At 39.2% G+C, this 20,610-nt stretch carries 22 protein-coding genes and 1 riboswitch; of the genes, 2 read left to right on the top strand and 20 right to left on the bottom strand.

The window, feature by feature from the left end; all coding sequences use genetic code 11:
* Positions 1 to 298: 298 nt before the first annotated feature.
* From P8610_RS19020 to P8610_RS19055, 8 genes are all read right to left on the bottom strand, one after another.
* Positions 299 to 1,732 (bottom strand): nicotinate phosphoribosyltransferase, encoded by a 1,434-nt coding sequence (locus P8610_RS19020; protein ID WP_394605789.1) that lies wholly within the window; start codon positions 1,730 to 1,732, stop codon positions 299 to 301.
* A gap of 108 nt (positions 1,733 to 1,840) precedes the next feature.
* Positions 1,841 to 3,181 (bottom strand): vWA domain-containing protein, encoded by a 1,341-nt coding sequence (locus tag P8610_RS19025; RefSeq protein WP_394605790.1) that lies wholly within the window; start codon positions 3,179 to 3,181, stop codon positions 1,841 to 1,843.
* 27 nt (positions 3,182 to 3,208) lie between these two features.
* A complete protein-coding gene (locus tag P8610_RS19030) occupies positions 3,209 to 3,412 on the bottom strand; it encodes a hypothetical protein (protein ID WP_289497371.1) in 204 nt (67 codons plus the stop codon).
* 22 nt (positions 3,413 to 3,434) lie between these two features.
* Positions 3,435 to 5,108 (bottom strand): transglutaminase domain-containing protein, encoded by a 1,674-nt coding sequence (locus tag P8610_RS19035; RefSeq protein WP_394605791.1) that lies wholly within the window; start codon positions 5,106 to 5,108, stop codon positions 3,435 to 3,437.
* A gap of 66 nt (positions 5,109 to 5,174) precedes the next feature.
* Complete coding sequence (locus P8610_RS19040) at positions 5,175 to 6,476, bottom strand: vWA domain-containing protein (RefSeq protein ID WP_394605792.1); 1,302 nt, start codon at positions 6,474 to 6,476, stop codon at positions 5,175 to 5,177.
* Positions 6,477 to 6,634: 158 nt separating this feature from the next.
* Positions 6,635 to 7,333, bottom strand: coding sequence for a pilus assembly protein TadG-related protein (locus P8610_RS19045; RefSeq protein WP_394605793.1), 699 nt, complete (start codon positions 7,331 to 7,333; stop codon positions 6,635 to 6,637).
* Entirely contained in the window at positions 7,323 to 7,721 is a 399-nt protein-coding gene (locus P8610_RS19050) for a TadE/TadG family type IV pilus assembly protein (RefSeq protein WP_394605794.1), read from the bottom strand. The genes P8610_RS19045 and P8610_RS19050 overlap by 11 nt, the downstream gene beginning before the upstream one ends.
* 6 nt (positions 7,722 to 7,727) lie before the next feature.
* Positions 7,728 to 7,946 carry a hypothetical protein gene (locus tag P8610_RS19055; RefSeq protein WP_394605795.1) on the bottom strand — a complete coding sequence of 73 codons (219 nt, stop codon included), beginning with the start codon at positions 7,944 to 7,946 and terminating at the stop codon, positions 7,728 to 7,730.
* Between the two features lie 100 nt (positions 7,947 to 8,046).
* Between P8610_RS19055 and P8610_RS19060 the strand changes: the two genes are divergently transcribed.
* Positions 8,047 to 8,331, top strand: a complete 285-nt coding sequence (locus P8610_RS19060; RefSeq protein ID WP_394605796.1) for a hypothetical protein — start codon at positions 8,047 to 8,049, stop codon at positions 8,329 to 8,331.
* 65 nt (positions 8,332 to 8,396) lie between these two features.
* On the opposite strand, the gene P8610_RS19065 is transcribed toward P8610_RS19060, so the two are convergent.
* The 12 genes from P8610_RS19065 to P8610_RS19120 form a co-directional block, all read right to left on the bottom strand.
* Entirely contained in the window at positions 8,397 to 9,338 is a 942-nt protein-coding gene (locus P8610_RS19065; protein ID WP_394605797.1) for a type II secretion system F family protein, read from the bottom strand.
* 4 nt (positions 9,339 to 9,342) lie between these two features.
* Entirely contained in the window at positions 9,343 to 10,272 is a 930-nt protein-coding gene (locus P8610_RS19070) for a type II secretion system F family protein (RefSeq protein WP_394605798.1), read from the bottom strand.
* Positions 10,272 to 11,546, bottom strand: a complete 1,275-nt coding sequence (locus P8610_RS19075; RefSeq protein ID WP_425590823.1) for a CpaF family protein — start codon at positions 11,544 to 11,546, stop codon at positions 10,272 to 10,274. Before P8610_RS19075 ends, P8610_RS19070 begins: the two co-directional genes overlap by 1 nt.
* 63 nt (positions 11,547 to 11,609) lie before the next feature.
* Positions 11,610 to 12,731, bottom strand: coding sequence for an AAA family ATPase (locus P8610_RS19080; protein ID WP_394605800.1), 1,122 nt, complete (start codon positions 12,729 to 12,731; stop codon positions 11,610 to 11,612).
* Between the two features lie 33 nt (positions 12,732 to 12,764).
* Positions 12,765 to 13,523, bottom strand: coding sequence for a Flp pilus assembly protein CpaB (gene cpaB / locus P8610_RS19085; protein WP_394605801.1), 759 nt, complete (start codon positions 13,521 to 13,523; stop codon positions 12,765 to 12,767).
* 493 nt (positions 13,524 to 14,016) lie between these two features.
* Positions 14,017 to 14,442: a hypothetical protein gene (locus tag P8610_RS19090; protein ID WP_394605802.1), complete on the bottom strand. Its 426-nt coding sequence runs from the start codon at positions 14,440 to 14,442 to the stop codon at positions 14,017 to 14,019.
* Between the two features lie 2 nt (positions 14,443 to 14,444).
* A complete protein-coding gene (locus P8610_RS19095; RefSeq protein ID WP_394605803.1) occupies positions 14,445 to 14,732 on the bottom strand; it encodes a hypothetical protein in 288 nt (95 codons plus the stop codon).
* Positions 14,733 to 14,768: 36 nt separating this feature from the next.
* Positions 14,769 to 15,209, bottom strand: a complete 441-nt coding sequence (locus P8610_RS19100; protein WP_289497385.1) for a hypothetical protein — start codon at positions 15,207 to 15,209, stop codon at positions 14,769 to 14,771.
* A 144-nt stretch (positions 15,210 to 15,353) separates the two neighbouring features.
* Positions 15,354 to 15,773 carry a hypothetical protein gene (locus tag P8610_RS19105; protein ID WP_394605804.1) on the bottom strand — a complete coding sequence of 140 codons (420 nt, stop codon included), beginning with the start codon at positions 15,771 to 15,773 and terminating at the stop codon, positions 15,354 to 15,356.
* The gene (locus P8610_RS19110; protein WP_394605805.1) at positions 15,766 to 17,766 is read right to left on the bottom strand and encodes a hypothetical protein; all 2,001 of its coding nucleotides are present in this window, start codon (positions 17,764 to 17,766) and stop codon (positions 15,766 to 15,768) included. The genes P8610_RS19105 and P8610_RS19110 overlap by 8 nt, the downstream gene beginning before the upstream one ends.
* Positions 17,767 to 17,896: 130 nt before the next feature.
* A complete protein-coding gene (locus P8610_RS19115; protein WP_394605806.1) occupies positions 17,897 to 18,640 on the bottom strand; it encodes a prepilin peptidase in 744 nt (247 codons plus the stop codon).
* Between the two features lie 162 nt (positions 18,641 to 18,802).
* A complete protein-coding gene (locus tag P8610_RS19120) occupies positions 18,803 to 20,101 on the bottom strand; it encodes an NCS2 family permease (RefSeq protein WP_289497393.1) in 1,299 nt (432 codons plus the stop codon).
* A gap of 106 nt (positions 20,102 to 20,207) precedes the next feature.
* On the opposite strand from P8610_RS19120, the gene P8610_RS19125 reads away from it, so the two are divergent.
* Entirely contained in the window at positions 20,208 to 20,438 is a 231-nt protein-coding gene (locus tag P8610_RS19125; RefSeq protein ID WP_394605807.1) for a hypothetical protein, read from the top strand.
* An 11-nt stretch (positions 20,439 to 20,449) separates the two neighbouring features.
* A riboswitch (purine riboswitch) is annotated at positions 20,450 to 20,551 on the bottom strand.
* Between the last annotated feature and the right edge of the window lie 59 nt (positions 20,552 to 20,610).

Below are 20,610 nucleotides of genomic sequence, written 5' to 3' on the forward strand. Positions count from 1 at the left end.
TGCTCGATTTTAAAACTGACGGAATTAATTCTTAATTCCTTACCTATTTCTTTTGTTCAGTTTTCAAAGAACTTTTTTCTTTATCGCGTCACTCTCTTAAAGCAGCGACAAAAACTATCTTAACACATATCTTCTTGCGAAGCAACAACTTTTTTAAAAGTTTATGTTTGTTTTTGTCGAACGTTATGTAAGAAAAGCAACAACGTTTATTACTATATCAGCGATATGGCCGACCGTCAACGCTTTTTTAAAGATTTTATTAAAAAACCTCTTTTCATGTCGAAAAGAGGCTCATTACCTATAAAGAATACTTCTCTAAAAGGTCGTTTTTGGTTCTCCACACTTCTACAGAAAGATCGACAAAGTACTCTTGCGGGTTCAGTCTCCTTAAATGCTGAGGCCAGAACAATTGAAGCTGTTCCTGATGATAACGGCGAATTTCTTCTAATTTAGGAAGCTCATATACAAGTTTTCCTTCTATATAAACAGGCTGAAGCAGTTCTTCTGCTGTAAAAGAAGACACGATCTTGCTTTTATAGGTGTGCACCGGATCGAAAAGCTTAATATCTTTTTCAGGAAGCACCTCATCATCCATTGCGATGTAATCCGCTTCCGCTTTTCCTTTTGCATTAATAATACGGTATACCTTTTTATAGCCAGGTGTAGTGATTTTCTCTACATTAGATGAAATCTTAATGGTTGGGACGTACTCTCCATCTTCAAATTTTGCTACCACTTTATAAACACCGCCAAGTGCTGGCTGGTCGGCTGCTGTAATAAGCTGCGTACCGACTCCCCATGATGTGATTTTAGCACCTTGTGCCTTTAAGTCTGTAATCACATCATCATCTAAGTCATTACTTGCGATGATTACTACATCGGTAAGTCCCGATTTATCTAACATTTTGCGTGCCTGTATTGAAAGATAAGCCAAATCACCGCTATCCAACCGGATGCCTTTTAGCGATTTACCCGCTTCTTTCATCTTTAAGCCGACCTTTATTGCGTTAGGTACTCCGCTTTTTAAAGTATTGTACGTATCCACTAGCAAAATACTTTGATCAGGCAGTGCCGCAGCGAACCTTTCGAAAGCTTCTTCTTCTGTATCGTGGTCTTGAACCCATGCATGTGCATGCGTTCCTTTAGTAGGAATTCCGAAGAGCTTCCCGGCACGCATGTTTGAAGTTGCATCAAAACCAGCAATGTATGCGGCACGCGCACCCCAAATCGCTGCATCCGCTTCCTGTGCACGACGTGTTCCAAACTCCATCAATTGATCATCGGGGGTTACATGACGAATCCGGGCAGCTTTCGTAGCAATCAGAGTTTGGTAGTTCATAAAATTAAGAAGGGCTGTCTCTAAAAGATGCGCTTCAAACACCCGGCACTTTATACGGATTAACGGCTCATTCGGAAAAACAACCGTTCCTTCTTTTACAGAGAATAACTCACCCGTAAAGTTGAAGCTTTTTAATTCCTCCAAAAAACCTTCCTCATATCGCTCTTCTTGTGTTCTTAAGTATTCGATGTCTTCCTCAGTAAATTGAAGGTGCTCCAAATAGCGAATAATCCGCTCTAGCCCCGCGAAAACGGCGTAACCGCTCTTAAACGGATTTTTTCGGAAAAAGGCTTCAAATACTCGAATGTTATTATGCGTTCCATTTTTCCAATGGGCGTACATCATATTAATTTGATACTTATCTGTATGTAATGCCAAATCTTCATAGCTCATGTATGAATCCCGCCTTTCTCTTGTTTCATTTTTCTCTAATTGTGCGGTTGTTAAACATAATAAAAGGCCCGGTAATAAAACCGGGCTAATTACCTCTTATCAATTTTTTTAATTAGTTCTAGCTTCCTTAGCATAATCTTGAATCAGTTTAACTACACGGTCTCTTTCTGCTTTAAGCGCTGCATTTTTTGTATCGTGTTTTTCTTTTGCATATTCCATAAGCTTTTCATTTCTTTCTCGAATCAGATCATCAAGCTTGTTCATTTCTTCATCTGTAAGTTTTTTCCGATCTCTCAAATTCAACTTAACATCTTGTAAAAGGGACTGTTCATCTCGAACGCTATCAATAACCGTTTTTGTATAAATCTTGCGGAGGTCCATGAATTTACGTGAGCTGCTCCAATTAATATCATTAATATCCATAGAAGAGTCCCAGTTAATTCTCGTATTGTGCATCGCCTTTGACCAGTTCGACTCTACTTCATCAAATAACTCTTTTTGTGATGAAACGGATTGAAATTCTCCTCCACCCGCTTCGGCTACTGCCTTAAGTTGCTGTTGTCCTTCGTTATCTACATCAAAACCGATGATGTTTACTTCTGCCTGAATATTCGATTCATGCAGTTTTTTCGCCGCTTCTATCGGATTTCCGTCACATGTCTCGATTCCATCACTCACGATATAAATGACGTTGTTTCCTTCTTTGCCTTGAAGATCTTTTTCTGCCGCTTCAATAGATGCCGCGAGTGGCGTCCAACCTGTTGGCTTGAACTTAGAAAGAGATTGTTGGAAAGCACCTGCATCATAAGCCCTTAACGGATACATGACTTCTGTACTCTCACATGATAACTTCTTGTCCTTATCATCATTACTTCCTTTATGACCGTAAACACGCAGCATAACGTTTGCGTCCTCAGGCAAGCCACCTGCAAACTTCTTTAGCGCTTCTTTCGCAGCTGTCATCTTATCCGTTCCTGAAACTTTTCCTGCCATACTACCACTGGCATCTAAAAGGATAACTACATTAAGAGGACCTTCTTTCTTTTCCTCTCCATCTTCTTCACTATACTTCTCGTACGCCTCTACTTCTTCAAACGTAATGTCAAAGTCCTCTAACTCCTGAAAAGCTAGCTGATGATCCGCCGCGAATGCTGCAATGATTCGATTATAGGCATCCTCACTTTTCATATCTTTTGGGAAGTCTTTCGTAAGTTCTTTAATTTCTTTATCTAAATCATCACCTTCAAGATCCTTTACCTTTTCGTAATGCTCACCAGCACCCTGTTTAACCATCTCTTCAGGTTCAGTCGGCGCTTTTTCAACTGTCTCTTTTTTAGGCTCTTTTTTCTTTGGTTCTGAGTCCGATGCTGTTTTTTCGGTTGAGCATGCTGTTAATAGAAGAATGACAAATAAAATTAGCGCTAGCACAAAACTTGTAGACCGATTCATTTTCCTCTCCTCTACCTCAATGAATGACTAAGCACCCATCTCTTTTTCTCTAATCTTCTGGATATGATTGTGCTTCATAGCTGGTAGTGCCAGTACGACTGGAATGATAAAAAACGGAAATGATTCTTCTCCTATAAAAAAGAGAATTAAACTTAACGGTGCAACCATTCCGTAAATTAAGATGTAAAGAAATAAATAGACTCGTCTCCATCGCTTTTCTTTTTTAGACATAACTGGCACCTCAAATATTTAATTAGAACTCCACTTCTTCCTTTTTATGTGTTTTTTGAAACTCTGCTGGTTTTGGATCAAAGTATTCCATCGTGAATTTTGGTACGAACTTGTTGTTCTGTAAGTAACCTGATCCCCATGTTGGATCCATCGTCAACCAGCGTCCGTCCACTTTCGTCTCTACCCACGCATGATTTTGACCAGCGTATCCCGTTACCACCTGCGCTTCCATCCCGCTTGCACGTAAAAGAGCTATCGCTAAGTATGCAAAGTCCTGACAAACACCTTTTTTCTCATACAGCGTTTTTAATGCACTGTCGTCAAACTCGAATGTACGATTATTTAACTTATCCACATCATAGCTTACGTTTTTAGCTACATACTCATATACAGCAAGCGCCTTTTCTTTTTCAGTCTTCTTATTCTTCGTCAGTTGAGCTGCTAAATTTTTGATCTCAGGTGCATCGGATTGAATTCCTCTTGAAGGCAGCGTAAATCGCTGATCTTGTGCATTTGTGTTCTCTACCGTAAATCCAGCAACCCCAACAAAATACTGCATATACCCATTTGTCGACATAAAATCAGGAGCCATAACAGAAATCTCATACTCACCAGGTCCAAATCGCAGGAAGAACTCGCCTTCAAACTTATTGTTTTTAACTGGAATGGCATACATGGCTTTCAAGTCACCCTTTGTGGTTTGTACAAAAACAACATCCGTTTTGTTCGCGTCTTTTCCACTAGGATCGACACTTCCTTTGATTGTATATGCTAGATCTGCCTTTTCACCGCTGACTTCAGGGGTTTCCAGGTTAAATCCTTTTTCTTTATATGCCGAAGAGTAATTAATAGGTTGAAAGGTATCACTTGATAGATTTTTAACAAACAGATTTGCCGCTTCCGAATAAAAATCTGTCATTCCCTCTTTTGGTGTCATGATCTGAACTTCATGAATTCCTTCACCATAATAAAGAGGGATTTTTTTCGTGAATTTCCCGTCCTTAACCGGAATCATAACCTTGGTAGATTCACTGTCTTTTTTAAGTTCCACCATAAGCTGCTTTACACTAGAATCCGCAATCTCACCAGCCAACTCGAAGAAACCATCTCTTTCCATATACCCATTTATGGAATTATTTAACACTAAATCGTGTTTATAAGCGTTCTTCGTAAACGCAACATCTCGCTTGATCTCAGGGTTCACGTTTTCCACATCAAATGAGGCAATGTCGTAATAATAGTCTTCAGCCGTATCACTCGGCACACTCACCTTAACGGAGTAATTACCTTTTCCGTTAAACAGCTGGACCTTCTGTTCAAACTTACCTTCTTTTATAGGTGCGTAATAACTGAATTCGCGTCCATTTGGTCCATCTTCATCACTTCTCACCTTGATCCATACATGGTCAGACTTAAAACCGCTGTACCTTTTCGCCTTACCTTTAATGAGTACGGTTGAGTTTGTTGTAAACTCTTTGTACTTGGGGCTGGATATCGTCGCTTCCACTTCTTCTGCATACGGAAGGAGTTCTAGCTTCTCAAGCTTTTCCTCTGTGTTCGCTTCCTCAGCAAGAGTTGTATACTTGTCCTTCTTCTCTTCTATTGATGGTTTAGTAGAAGAGTTTTGATCAGGACTACAAGCGGTTAGTGCCAGAACCATGGAAATCAGAAGAAAACTCGTAATCTTGTTTTTCATTTCTTTACTCTCCTCGGGGTTTATTCAAAAAGAAAGAGATGGGGTTTCCATCTCTCAAGTTGTTCGTTAGTTTTGTGAAGAATCATTAATTTGTTTAAAAGCTTTATCTTTCTCTTCATCCGTTTGCTTTTTAAGCTCTTCAAACTTCTCTTCATTATACGTATTAATTTTTTCTTCTCGTTCATTCACCTTAGCTCTTGCTTTCTCTGCCTCTTCTAAAGTAATCATCTTTTCTTGTTCCATGGCACCTATCATATTACTTAGTCCCATTGCCTCTGCTGAGACAACATCAGATACTCTGAATTTCAATTCGTTCAATACTTCTAATTTATCTACATAAGCATAGTTTACTTGTGTACCAGAGTTCGCTGCCCACTGATCTTTTTTGATTCCTTCCCATGCTTGTTCCATTAATGTTTTAAAGATACTGTTAAGCTCGCTCGCATTACGCACTGTTTTATATTCGCCACCGCCTGCTTCTGCGGTAGCTTTCAATTGCTGTTGGCCCTTATCATCAACATCAAATCCGATGATGTTCACTTGAGCTTTTAGAGAAGAGTTGTGCAGCGCGCGTGCCGCTTCAACAGGATCTCCATCACACGTTTCCACACCATCACTGATTATGTAAAGAAGCGTTTCCATGCCTGGATTCGCCTGACCAGCTAAATCTTTTTCCACTTGTTGAATGGATCCAGCGATCGGCGTCCACCCAGCAGGCTTAAACTTATTTAGTGAATCAGAAAAATTACCCTGATCATAGCTCGATAATGGATAAACCACCTCATGGCTTTCACATGACAGCTTTTTATCACTGTCCTTACTTGTACCCTTATGTCCGTAAACGCGAAGCATAACCTGATCTTCTTTGTTCGCTTTTGAAGCAAAATTAGAGATGGCCTGTTTAGCCAAATCCATCTTAACGCCGCCATCTACTTTTCCGTTCATGCTTCCGCTTGAATCTAGAAGAAGTACTAGATTTCTTGGTTTAGCATCACTGCCAGGCCCGCCTTCCACATCATTAAACCCAGGATTGTATTCATCATATAGTTCAAAGACTTTTTGGTGTTCAGCTGCTCCAAGAAAAACAGCTAGATTATATGCGTCTTCACCGTTTAACTTTTTAGGATATTTCTCTAGCTGTTTCTTTATCTCTTCATTCTCTTTTTCAAGAGCAAAGCCTGGCCCTTCATTAATCATATCTTCCACTTTAGTAGCTGCTTCTGGTATCTTTTCTTTTTTCTCTTCTGTCTTCTTCTCTTCTTTTTCCTTTGTAGAAGCCGATTCAGAATCAGAACAAGCAGAAAGTACTGCAATTAAGCATAGAAGAAATATTCTTAAAGCAAGCTTGCTTTTCAGCATCGTTTTCATGGTTGATCTCCTTATATGGTTATTAATCTATAAGTTTTTTTTCATAAGTGATAACGCAATAAAAATCATTGAGAACAAAATTGATGTTAATAAGAGTTTCCACGAAAATTTTAACCCGTTTTACCTTTAAGAAAGATATAAGTTAAAAGGACTGATCCTTAATTACAAACGATATTCATTCCTTTAGGTGCCTGAATGACTGCAGAAGCATTTGCTTTAACCTGATTGTTATCTCCTAATGCTTCTTCATCAACAGTCACGAATTCAGCTCCTTTTTTTACTTCTACATAGATTTGAAAAGCGTTGTTATAGAAGAATTCGACCTCAACGTCATCGCTTTTATTTTTGGTTGCATAATACCTAGCGGCTTCTTCAATACGGTTACGATTTTCATTGATAGCACCGCAAGCGATATCGTTAACTTCATCTTCTTCAAACAAATATTTAAGCGCATCATTTAAATCTACATCGACACTTGGGTCCTCAAGCCATTCCTCTAAATCGGGAGGCATTTCTTTCCCTACTCCATCAAAGATACCTCCTAATAAACCATCATCTTCAACAGGAGGTTCTTCTCCCTCTTCTTTGCCTTCTTTATCTTTCTCTTTATCCGCATCTTTTTTTAATTTCTCCATGCGGTCTTTCAACTCTTTAGACAGTTCTTCATCATAAACCTTTTTTGCTTCATTAGAGGCCGCAAGAGCTGCTGCATCAGCACTTGTTTGACTTACGCGTTTTGTCGCAAACGTCGTAAAGAAATCAAAAAAGATGAAGCTAATGAAGATCGAGGCTATTAATAACCCCATGACAACTAAAAGGGTGCTTCCTTTTTCATTATCAACATGCTTAATCTTCATCCGCTTCATCCTCCTCCATCGGCATGGTTGCATCCGCATTGAGTGAATAATTGATTCTACCTACAAAAGGTATAGATACAGTTGGTACTTTGGAGGTAACGGTGACGGTTACTTCTTCTCCGTATGAACTGCTTCCATAACTATGTGTTGCACGAACATCCAGTCCAGATGCTGATTTTTGAACAGTCGCTTGATAATCACCTTCTACAGAAGCGACACGAGCACCATCCCTGGCTGCTGCTTCTGAAACGACAACGGTATATGCCACTAGTGCCATCTGCCATATGAAAAGCATGGCGAATATAACCATAGGAAACACAGCCACAAATTCGATTAGCTGTGATCCCTTCTGGTTTTGAACGTATTTTTTAAAGTTTAGCCGCTTCATCTGGAATTAGTTAATACCATTGATAAGTTGAGTTAACTTGCTAATGATAGCCTGTCCTAAACCACTTGCGTTTCCAGAAACACCTGTAGCGATTGCTGCCATAACAGCGATAACAACAGTACCTAATGCGATCCACTCAAGTGCTTGCGCGCCTTCTTCGTTCTTTACATATCCTTTGTATGTTTCCATCTTGTTTTGTGCCTTAGCATATAATTTGTTCATCATGAAAATCTCTCCCTTAGTTTTAGTTTCTTTGATTAGCTCTTTTCTAAAAGATTGTTGCTTTTACATTTTGTCTTCTATGATTAGTTGATTGGAGTGCAAGGTGCGAGACTCCTCGAAAATTAAACTTCAAATTTTCTTCGTGCGATGTGTCGCTGCTGAAGCCTTCCTTGTCCTGCGGGACAGGCGGGCAGTCCGAAAAAGCGGAAGTGGCTCGTTCAGCCCCGACAAGCAAAAGTTAGATGGATTTGAAGGCGCACTTTGCCTTCTGAGCCATTTAACTTTTGACCTCGAGGGGCTAGCCACTGCAACTAGACAGGTGAGACACTTAAAAGTGAAACGTTATCAATGTGGCTCACCGCCTGCCCCGCGGAAAGCGAGCATCTGAAACGGAGATCAACTACTTCAAAAGCAACAATGAATACGAAAACAGCCTTTTATTTTTACATCTGGCTAATCGAATAATATATCTAATCCAAAAGCGCCAGGGTTATACACAACATTTAAGAATAACAATCCAATAATCAGTACAAAAACGGCTGGTGCTACAAAAAATGTAGTGATCAGTGTAATCTGAGGACTTGCTTTTGCAGCCTTTTCTTTTGCCTTAAATCCTCTCATAGCACGCAGATCTTCTGCTTGCAGTCTAAATGTCGTTGAAACCGGTACTCCCAATGTTTGTCCTTGAAGCAAGGAGTTAACCAGCATCTCCAGCTCCTTTGACTTATTCCTCGCTAAAAGATTCATGTAAGCTGTTTTTCGAGGAACACCTAAATCTACTTCTCGATTAAATTGCTCTATTTCTTCTATTAAGGGGCCGTCAAATTGCTTAGTAACTTGATGCAATGCTTGATCGATTCCAACGCCTGCTGATAAGGTAACGCTGACGGTATCGAGGAAATCTGGCATCGCAGCACTGATGAGCTCCTGCCTGTCTTTTGCTTTTAAATTCAACCAGACGATCGGACCAAAGTAACCGATCAGCGGAAGAAAAAGCATTCCCATTAAACCAAAAGGCAGTCCTAGCAGTAAATAAAGCACAGAATACATGAGAAGTCCTAAAGCCAGGACAAAACGAAGGCTATGAAAAAGTTCATGCGTTAAACTATACGGACTTCCAGCTAGTACCAGTAATCGTTCTTCCTGGGATTTATTCGTAAAAAATGTATATTTTACGGCTGTTGGTTTCGCATAATCCGCGGCTTTTAACAACGGATCCATAAACAAGCCGGACCTGCTTCTTTTTTGCTTCTTTTTCTTCTTTTCCATTTTTAATGCTTTATGAAGATTGGATTTCTTAGCTATAAAGATCCAAATGTAGATAAAGCTTATCAATAGAAATAATAATATGAAGGCGATGGCCAATACAGCTAGTGAACTCGTATTTGGATTCATACCGCTACACCCTTATCTTTGTAACTTTTTTTATGAGCATGAAGGCGAACCCTTGCATCGCTAAGAATACAGCTAGAAGAATAAGTCCTAAAGGAGTAAACAGCGGATTTAGAAATCCTGGAATGAACAAGTTCATCATCATCGCCATCATAAGCGGCATAATCGGTAGAATATAAGCAACGAACTTCGATTCAGCTGTTACCGTATCCACTTCTTTATTTACTCTTGCTCGTTCTTCCAGCGTTTGTGCCATTAGAGAAAGTACTTCAGTGAGGTTTCCCCCTACTTTACGCTGAATGAGAATGGTACTCACAAAGATGTTCAGGTCTTTACTTAGCACCCGTTCTCTAAAACGATCCATTACTTCTTCAAAATCGTCACCTAATCTGAGCTGCTGATCCATCATCTGAAACTCAGGGCCAGCAGGTGCTTTAATATCTCTTCCGACTAACTCAATTCCTTGAGGTATCGTTAGACCGGCTTTAATCGCATTACTCATCATCCGGCACACTTCTGGCAGTTGTTTATTGAAACTTTCACTTCTTTTATTCTGTCTCGAATTCAGGAACATTTTAGAACCTAACCAAACGATGAAATAAGCTAGTGTTGCATCTAAAGGAAAATCTAACTTCAGCAAAAAGTGATTCACAAACCAGATAAATGCAAATGTCATAAAATAGATGCCCATGTATTCAGAAGGCTTTAATTTTAGATCTGCTTGCACTAGTTTTCTTTGGAGATCTTCCGCAAGCTCTGATTTGTCGTACTTGTCTCCGATGAGCAGTACAACACTTTTTCTTTCAATCTTTCTTTCTCCTTCAAACCATGTCGCAACTCTTTTCTTTGTATCTTTATTACTTGAGGCAACTCTGAAATAATAGAATGCTAATATGAAGAAAATAAAAGTACTAGAAAGGGATAACCACGCAGCCATTATTTCATCGCCCCTCTCTCGAACAGGTTTTCTGGAACTTCTAGACCAAAAGCTTTAATTTTATTAAGAGCTTCAGGGACATAACCCGTTGCTTCGAATTGCCCAATAACAGAGCCATCTTCTTTTACACCTTGCTGTACATATTTAAAAATATCTTTCACATGCACTTGTCCATCCACTTCAACTAGTTCTGCTATACTGGTAATCTTTCTTTTTCCATCCGTTTGTCTATTTGTCTGAACGATGAGATCGAGCGCTCCTACAAAATATCCTCGAATGACATCTACGGTTAGCGGAAGTCCTGACATGATGACCATCGCTTCTAATCGGCCAAGTGCATCCTTTGGTGTGTTGGCATGGACAGTTGTAAGAGATCCTTCATGACCGGTATTCATCGCTTGAAGCATATCTAGCGCTTCTGTTCCACGCACCTCTCCGACAATAATACGATCGGGTCTCATACGCAACGCATTCTTTACGAGTTGGCGTATCGTGATCTCGCCTGTTCCCTCCATATTGGGAGGTCTTGTTTCCATTCTAATTAAGTTGTTGTATGAGAATCGCAGTTCGGCCATATCCTCAATCGTGATGATACGTTCACCAAGTGGGATCGAATCTGACAATACGTTAAGTAACGTCGTCTTACCGCTGCCTGTTCCCCCGGATACTAACATGTTGCATTTCGCTTTTACAGCCGTTTGCAGGAATTCTCCCATCCCCTCAGAGAACGTCCCAAAAGATAACAGGTTCTGCAAAGTAAAAGGCTTTTTATTAAACTTACGAATGGACATTGATGGTCCGTCTAAACTTACTGGAGGAATAATGGCATTCACACGGCTGCCGTCATGCAACCTTGCATCTACCATTGGTGAACTCTCGTCTATTCTTCGGCCAAGAGGAGCAATAATACGATCGATAATATGCCTAACATGCTGATTATCCTTAAACCGTATATTCGTTTTTTCAAGTTTTCCGTTTCTTTCTATGAAAACTTCCCTCGGACCGTTCACCATAATTTCTGTAATCGAATCATCTTGCAGAAGTACTTCCAGCGGACCATAACCAACAGACTCATTGATGATCTGATCAATAATTTCCTCAATCTCCATCTGCGGAATGATGATTCGTTCTTCTTGGATCATTTGAGAAATCAAACGCTCGATCGTCTGTTTTCTCTCTTGAGGAGTTAACACCGTTATGGATTCAAGATTAGCTTCTTTTATTAACCTTGACTTAAAATGCTTCACCCAATGGTCGATACTCTGGTCATTAATATCCCAGTTATCATTGGTAGCATTCTGTTGTGCAGCTGTTTTTAACCAGGACACAGTCATCACCTACTTCATGCTTTTTTCTACGAGTTGAACAATATCTTTCAAAGCCTTAGATCCTGGCTTCTCTTTCTTTTTTAAGTAAAAAGGTGTTCCCATGTTGATATTAGGCTGAATGTTAAAGAAGTCGGCTCTCACTTTACCGATAATAGGACGCGGTACAACTTCAGCTAAATCTTTTTCTGTTAACTCGTTCTTCGCGTGCGCGCGATTAATAATGACAGATAGGTTTTCTTTATTGCCCAATTGGAATCGCTGAAATACATCTTCAGCTGTTTTATAAGCTTTTAATCCTGGGCTGTCCGGTGTAAGAACGTAATAGATATGAGCTGCTTCATTTAGTCCCGTAAAACTTACCGTATTGATACTTGATGGAAGATCGAGAATGATATGATCAAAACTTTGACGGCAAATACGAATCAGCTTGGAGATTAACTCTTCTGTAATATCTTCCGCTTTTGCTGGATTAGCTGGACTTAGCATGACAAGATTTCCTGTTCTTTCATCCTTAAAAGCTACATTTTCGATATGGTGAATGCCAAGCTCTTTTACTACAGGCTGCAAGTCAGCGTATGAACGGCTTACTTCTAACCCTAACATGGACTCTAAACCACCAAATTGTGCGTTCAGATCAATAACAATTACTTTTTGATCATGTCGTACTTGCAAAGCTTGCGCGATGGCAGCTGCTAGGAATGTTTTGCCTGAACCGCCCTTCGCACTATAAAATGCACTGACCTTACCACCAATTTTTCCAGCATTGGTATAGTTCGTTTCACGTGCTTGAGCTGTTTCTTTTGTATTTTGGATAAACTCATCTAGCCGGTTACTATCTTCTGGCAGTACAACAACATCATTTGCACCTTTGTTCATCCAAGACCTGACCATTTCAAATGAAGGATTCTGCACGATTCCAATCAGGTAGCTTAAAGAATGGACGGAAATATTTTGATCATCTGTAACGGTCTCTTCATCAATAAAGTAATAGGAATATGTAGACGTATCGGAAAATGACTTCTTCCATTCGGATATACTTTCAACATCAATTGAGTGCTTTTCACACAAACCTTTTATATGTGTAATGAGATTTCCATTGGTAGATATAATGAGTGCTTTTAATTTATTCATGAATGACTAGACTTCCTTTCTTAACATCATCCATTAGTTCGCTGGCTTGGATGAGGGTTGTTCAGGCTTTGGAGCTGGTGTTGGTGCTGGAGCTTTTGGTTTTTCTTGAGCCGGCTGTTTTGCAGGAGCCTTCTCAGGAGCTGTTGTTTCTTTCGCTGGTTCGCTTGGCTCTTCAGCAATGGTGTTTACAAGCAACACACGAATTTGTTTCGCTTTGTTTTGGTAATGAATCAATTGCTCTGCATCTTGAACAGTTAAAGAAACCTTTATTTGTTTTGCATCAGGATTATCTTTCGTTGGCATTGTTGCCGCTTGAACGACAGATACATTCTTAAGGAGGCGCTGTGTTCTCAGACCTTCTTTTTCCTCTGTTGATACAATGACATCTACAATGTCACCTGGCGTAACTTCTTCATCAATCAGCACATTCTCCGTAGGGTTCAACATTACAACACGGTGATCTGCCGGGATATCAACATCCCCTCTCAACATGTTCTTGGAGAGGATATCGCCCTTCTTTATATTAACGAGGGCAATCTTCTTATCTAGATCATTTTTTCTTTGGATAAATGAGGGCACAACACTGGATTTAGGCATTTCAATCCATTCAATCTGATCTTCGCTAATCTCACGGTTTGATCCGATGTCTTTACTAGCCGAAGCCACTTCAACTGTCTCACCCATAGCCGTTTGAGCCTGTTTAATCTCGTTAAGTATTAGTCCAGCTGTAACAATTGCTAATATAAATGCTAATGATAAAAATATGAGTGCTTTTCTCTTTGCATCAATCATTTTTTAACTTCCACTCCATCAACAGACTTTTCTGTGCATATTTTGTCAAATTCTATACTACGAAAAAGTACCACAGTTTTTTTAAGCACGTCAACGCGTTAAAATGCTTTTATAACAACAATTCTAAAGGTTTTTTGAGACTATTTTACTATAGTTGTTGAGATTCGATTTTTTTCGACAAAACCCTCATACTAACTTTTTTAATTTAAAGGACTTCATACTTCGTTTTGTGAAATTATAATGCCCGCCCTTCTCCCTTAACCATCAAAGGAATGCAGCCTAATTCATACTAAATTACAATAAACAAAGTTATACGCAGGAAATAATTAACATGTAAATTAATATAATTTTTATAGTACTATCGTTCCTTTTTTAAAAAAGAGGTTAAATACAAGTCAACAAAATTCTGGAAATGCAAAAAACCTCAAATGCCATGAATGCAATTAAGGTTTTAGAAGAGTACAAATACAAGAATGAGGAGTATCTAGATCTATTAGAATTTCCACAAATCTTTATTATTTTTTATAATATCTTGCCAGATTGGCTCTCTAACTTCCCATACTTTGTCTAGCTTTTCTTGTTTAACGTGCTCAAGTCTGTACTCTCCCTTATTAACTTGTTCAAAGCCCCAATCTAGTAATTGATGATCATTAACGTCTCCAGATGTAATTAAGGAATATCCCATTTTACTAGACAGTAATAAGAAATCTCTGTTTTTAAACTTTGCCATTGTTTGGACACGGTTAGCTGCTGTTATATCTTTTAAATCTAAAGTTTTAATGTATCCTTCACTATATTTCACGAATCCTGCAAATTGATCTTCCGGATTTTCAGATATAATTTCAATTTGGTCTCCATTTCTAATTGCTTTATATTCTCTTGATTTATAAATTACATAATTACCGAACTTTACATCCATATTTACCTCCGAGGGAGTAATTTTTCAGCCATCTTTTCTGCTTTATCCATTTCACCTAACATTGGATTCAACCAATCACTATAGGCATCTACATAAGCCTTCACGCTGCCGTTTATGCTTAAGTCTGCATATGTAATTTCACTAACCCTTTTAGAGTTTACGATTTTTAGTGCCTTTTCGTATTTATAAACGATTAAATCTAGCATTCTTGTCGGTTCTTCTATTCTTTTTTGATTTAACAATTCTACTACTTTTTCGAGCTGTTTAATTAACATCGTTTTATCGTTCATAGAACACCTCTATATACTCTATATAGTTGAGTCAAACTAATCTGTTTCAAATGCAAAGTATATTATACTTTGTCCTGCCCTAGGATCTAAACTAGATGATATTGAACCCCAAGTAAATTTATATTTAGTCCAAAAAGGGCCATATTCATGTGGCTCTCCAAATAATTCTTGTAACCACGCATCATGAACTGCCTTCCTTTTTTCTTCATTTTCTTTATCATAAGGTATTTCCTTCATTTCACTATAACTTAGTGCAAGTGTTTGAAATATAGAATCCTTAAAAGTAAATGTTAAACCAAATGTTTTTCCCATTATATACTGCGGCTGTATCGAATAACTTATCCAATTTGCCGATTCGAACTTGTTAAAAATTAGTTTGGAGAGAGGAGAATAAAGAAATTTTTCTTTATTTAAATTTTTGTCGACTACAAACTGTAATTTATTAATAACTAATTTTCCTTTATGAATATCTAACATTTTAAATCTTACCTTTCTAAATTGAAAATATCATTGATAATATTTTTCTTTTCAATGAACCAACTGTTGATCAAGAATAAAAGTGGGTCGGACATAAAAAAAACAGTTCGAGATAATTATATCATCGAACTGTTTTATTCAAATTTAATCTAAATAGACTTTATCTTGTTTCTCAATAATTTCATCGAGGTCTTCAATTTGAACATGTTTATCATAAACAAATGGTTCTACAAACTTAAAATCTAATTTCTTAGCAATATCGCAATTACTCGTTGTAATTAGTACTTCTCCATTATCTTCACCCATAATATAGAACTCTTCACCTTTATATTTAGCCCACATTTCAATTTTATAAGCTTCTTGTATATCATTTTGATTAACCTTTTTCATAAATATATCTGTATTAATCTGACCTGCAACATTTACATAATACTCAAAACCCTTCTTCAAATCAGAAGAATCCCGGCTAGTAATATAATATTCCTGTCCCCTTTTTATGAGTTTATATTCTTTATTTTCATAAATAGCAAACAAGCCTTTTTTATTAATGTTATTTTTATTCAACTAAAATCCACCCTTTCTTTTCTTCATCGAATAAGAGGGTACTTTGAACCTTTCCATTACGGTCTCTAATTTGGAACATATCTCCATCTTCAAATGCCTTAGCATTTTGATAAAACTCCGGAATTATGTCCGTTTTACTTCCTGAGAATCCTTTCCCGGTATAAGGGAAATTTTCAGGTGTAGGCAAATCACTAGGAGTAGATAGTTTCTCTGAATCTGCTTTATATTGGAAAACTCCATAAAATTCGTCTTTGTCTCCAACACGTGAAGATATAGGATCTATCATTCCGCTATTAACCTTAAAAGCCGTTTGATTATAGTCTAACCGTAGTCCATAGTATATATCTTCTAGACTTACTAATCCTTCAGCATGTTCTTTCGTAGTTACAAATCCGCGTGTACCTTCATACTTAGGGTTATACAAATACTGATAAATATCCTGTTGAGGAATTACTTTTTGCATCATCGTTCCGCTAGCTACTGTAGATAATTCTTCTCGAACTTGATTAACTAAAGCTGTTTCTGATGAATTTAGTGTTCTTTCAGGATGTAATAAACTCTGGAAGTATACATCATCAATGCCTTTTTCTTTTAGTAATGTTTTTAATTGTGGTGATGTTTTTGTGTTGATTACACTATTTGGGATAGTTTTGGAATCTGTTTTACTGCTGAAGTATTGTAAATCTAAAGCTAAGGGACTTGTTTGGTCAGCTGTCTTCGTATTAGTACTTGCACCTGTTTTATCAGCTGTGGTTGTTGACAGATCTGCATTACCATCAGCACTTCCATTTTTCCCAGCCTGTACCCCATCATCAGCATTTGCTACCGTCGCCGTATCCGATGCTAGCTCAGTCGAATTCGCTACTTGCTTAACCGATTTATTTGTCATTTGGGTTGCGAGTACGCCTGCTCCACCCAATACAACAACAGCTGATGCTGCGATTGCCGCTTTCTTCAGATCGATTCCTTTACCTTCAAGCCAGTCACTTACTACGCTCTCTGACCCGGCACTTGTAGAAGCACCTGCAATCATTGCTTTCCCTTTACTTACAAAACGAGATGCCGCATTTGCGACTGGTTTGAACATTCCTCCAGCTACAGCACCGCTTGCTCCCCAAATCATAGCGTCTCTTCCAACTTCACCCCAGTTTGGAGTTTCACCTGTAATGGCCCACTTCGCCATATGTGTGTATACAGCGAGACCCGATCCAGCTATGGCACCTTTCATCATGCCTGGGATGATCGCACGTGCTGCACCAGCTATCATTGGATAAAAACGACTTCCTTTAATCGCTGCAGGAACGAAAGAAGCTAGCCTTCCTGCCACAGCTGCTTTTCCTCTGCTAAGTGCTGCACGGGCAGGGGCAAGGAATTTCGCACCTTTTGCAGCTAGTCCGATTCCTCCGCCTACCATTCCAAGTCCGCCCCACATAAGGCCGCCCCAAAAACTAACATTATTCGTAGTTGCAGCATACAGCGCATAGTTTGCCGCACCCATAACGCCCATCGTTAACGCGGCACCTGCTGAGATTACACCTGCTGCAGCTCCAAGTGTTACCACTGTCGCAATAACCCCAACGATGATTAAAGATTTTTCAAGCAGAGAACGTTCATTCCACCACTCTGTTGTGGCATCTACTATTTCAGACGTCTTATCACTTATGTATTCACCTGCATCTGTTACAGCATCAACTACTGTTTCTGTCCCTTTTTTAACTTTATCCACTACTACGTCTGCTGCCTTTTCCCACCAAGGACGGTCATCTTCTTCTTTGCCGTCCTCTTTTTCACCGCCGCCATTCCCATTTTTATTAGGATTGTTCGGATCATTAGGATCAGGATTCTTTTTAGCCCCTTGTTCGAGTGTAGGAGTTAATTGATTTTTTGTGTACTCAATCTCCCCTTTAACTGCTGTACTCGCAATAACATGCTGTAGAGGTAATAGTAAAACCGCTACCGCAAACATCCAAAATGTTAACCAATTAACCTTCATCATTATCCTCCTATACCGTACAACGCTTATATTGTTTCATAATAACCCACAATTTTAAGGATTGACTATATAGAATGGACAATTTTTACAAGTTAGTAAAGAGGGACCTGGACTATAGTACTATTGTATTTTATATATGAAAATTTAAGTATTCGTTAAAATAAAATGTAATTAATGCACCTAATGCCAAATAAGGGCCAAAAGGGATTGCTGTTTTTCTAGTATACTTCTTCATGACCAGGCCAATAACCCCTATAATCAGACCAATTACAGAAGCAATCATCAATGTGTAAAATCCACCCTGAAACCCAAGCGCCAGCCCCAACACGCCCATCAGCTTAATATCGCCTCCCCCCATTCCACCTTTAGAAAGGATGGCTAACAGCAACAAAAACAAAAACCCGAGCAAACTACCCGCTACAGCATCCACCCAGCCTCTATATTCGAAAATCACTTGCAACAAAAGGAACCACACAAAAAACACGATCAGCACTTTATCTGAGATAATGAAGTACAACAAATCAGAAACCGTAATAATGGCGCATAACAAAACGAGCGAGCATGCTAGCAACAGTTCTACCGAGAAACCGTACTTTATGTATGAGAAACTATAAAGTGCACCCGTCCCAAGCTCAACCATTGTATATAAAAGCGGAATCCGTTTCTGACACGTCTTGCATTTACCGCGTGCGGCAAGAAAAGAAACAATCGGAAACAGCTCATACCAGTGCAGCTGTCTTTCGCAGTGATCGCACTGTGATCGTTCCACACCTAGTACCTTCATACCTTTTGGCAATCGATATCCGATAACGCCTCCAAATGAAGCTAGCACTGCACCTAAGATAAAAAACCAAACGCTCCATACGATTTCCATTTCCCCACTTCTCCTTATTGCTCATTCTGCACACTATTATAATGAAGAAACGTATTTTCCGCACCCTTCTTCCTTAAAGTTATCGGCTCCCTTTTTCATTTGTTTTCCTCCACATACAAAAAAGGAATGCCCGATTTTGGACATTCCTTCTGATGTTTTTCACTATTCAACTAAAAATACGAAGTAACTGATAAAGATGATGAAGAGAACCCACATGATTGGGTGAACTTCTTTTACACGTCCTTTAACCGTCATTGTTAGAGGGTACATCACAAATCCTAATGCGATACCTGTTGCGATGCTGTACGTAAGCGGCATTGCGATCAATGTTAGGAATGCTGGTACTGCAATTTCTAAACGGTCCCACTTAATCTTGCTTAATACGGATACCATGAGCACACCGACAATGATTAGTGCAGGTGCTGTTACAGAAGGTGTTACGACCACTAATAACGGCGAGAAGAATAGTGCTAGTAAGAACAATCCGCCTGTTACAACGGATGTGAATCCTGTACGTCCACCAGCTGCTACACCTGAAGCTGACTCGATGTAAGCTGTTGTAGATGATGTTCCTAGGATAGCTCCAACTGCGATCGCTGATGAATCAGCAAGAAGTGCTTTACCTGCACGAGGCAGTTTGTTGTCTTTCATGATTCCCGCTTGTGACGCGACCGCCATCAACGTACCTGCTGTATCAAAGAAATCTACGATAAAAAATGTTAAAACGACAATCATCATATCGATTGTAAAAATTTGATCGAAGTGTGAGAAAGCTTGTCCGAATGTTGGTGCAAGGCTCGGGATCGCACCAACAATTTTGTCTGGCTTGTCGATTAATCCAGCAAAAATACCAACTACTGCTGTGATGACCATTCCATAGAAGATTCCTCCACGGATGTTTCGGATCATCATTAAGATCGTCACGATAAAACCGAAGATTGCAAGTAGCGTTGGACCAGTCGTTAAATCACCTAGAGAAACTAGTGTAGCTTTATTAGGTGCGATAATTCCTGCATTCTTCAATCCAATAAATGCGATGAACAAACCGATACCGGATGCTGCAGCAAACTTAAGATCTTGCGGAATTGCGTTTATGATGGTTTCGCGAATTTTAAATAATGTAATAAAAATAAAGATAATACCAGACATCAATACCCCAGCAAGTGCTGTTTGCCACGGGATATCCATTACTAGAACTACTGAGTAAGCAAAAAATGCGTTAAGTCCCATACCTGGAGCGAGTGCAATCGGATACTTAGCTACGATTCCCATGAACAGTGTGCCGAGAGCCGCTGCGAGTGCTGTTGCGGTGAATACTGCACCTTTATCCATACCCGCGTCACCAAGGACCATCGGGTTAACAAATAAAATGTAAGCCATCGCAAGGAAAGTTGTTAATCCTGCTGTAGCTTCTTTCTTGTAAGAAGTATTGAACTCCTTGAAACCAAAATACTTTTCCATCTATATATCCCCCTATACCCTGTCTACGTATAAAACCGAAAAAGCTTATTTCACTGACTTATGGGGTTTGAACTTTGCAACATTGACAAGTTGATTGTAGCGTAAGGTGCGAGACTCCTGCGGGACGAGTGGGACAGGTGAGACCCTTAAAGGCGCAAAGCGACAAGGGGCTCACCGCCCGCCCCGCGGAAAGCGGAGCACCTGGAGCGGAAATCAACCACTTCCAAAAACAGCTCAGTTCAAACAAACAAAAAGACCCAAGGGACTAGCCCCTGGGTCTGAATACGTAAGAGTTAATGAAACAGGCATATGCAAAAAGATCATAAATAGCAGATAGAGCACATGCGTGAGGTTTCAAAAATCCTTCGTAGTCAGACCATTTACGGCAGTCTGGTAGAAACTTTCGGGCCATATCCCCGAATTTATACGTAGGAAATACATTTAGTTTTTATTTACTACTTGAGTATAGGTCGAACTTTGTCGTACGTCAAGCATTTTTACGAATGATT

Origin of the sequence: Fictibacillus sp. UD, assembly GCF_043558025.1 — a bacterium.
Taxonomy (GTDB): Bacteria; Bacillota; Bacilli; order Bacillales; family Fictibacillaceae; genus Fictibacillus.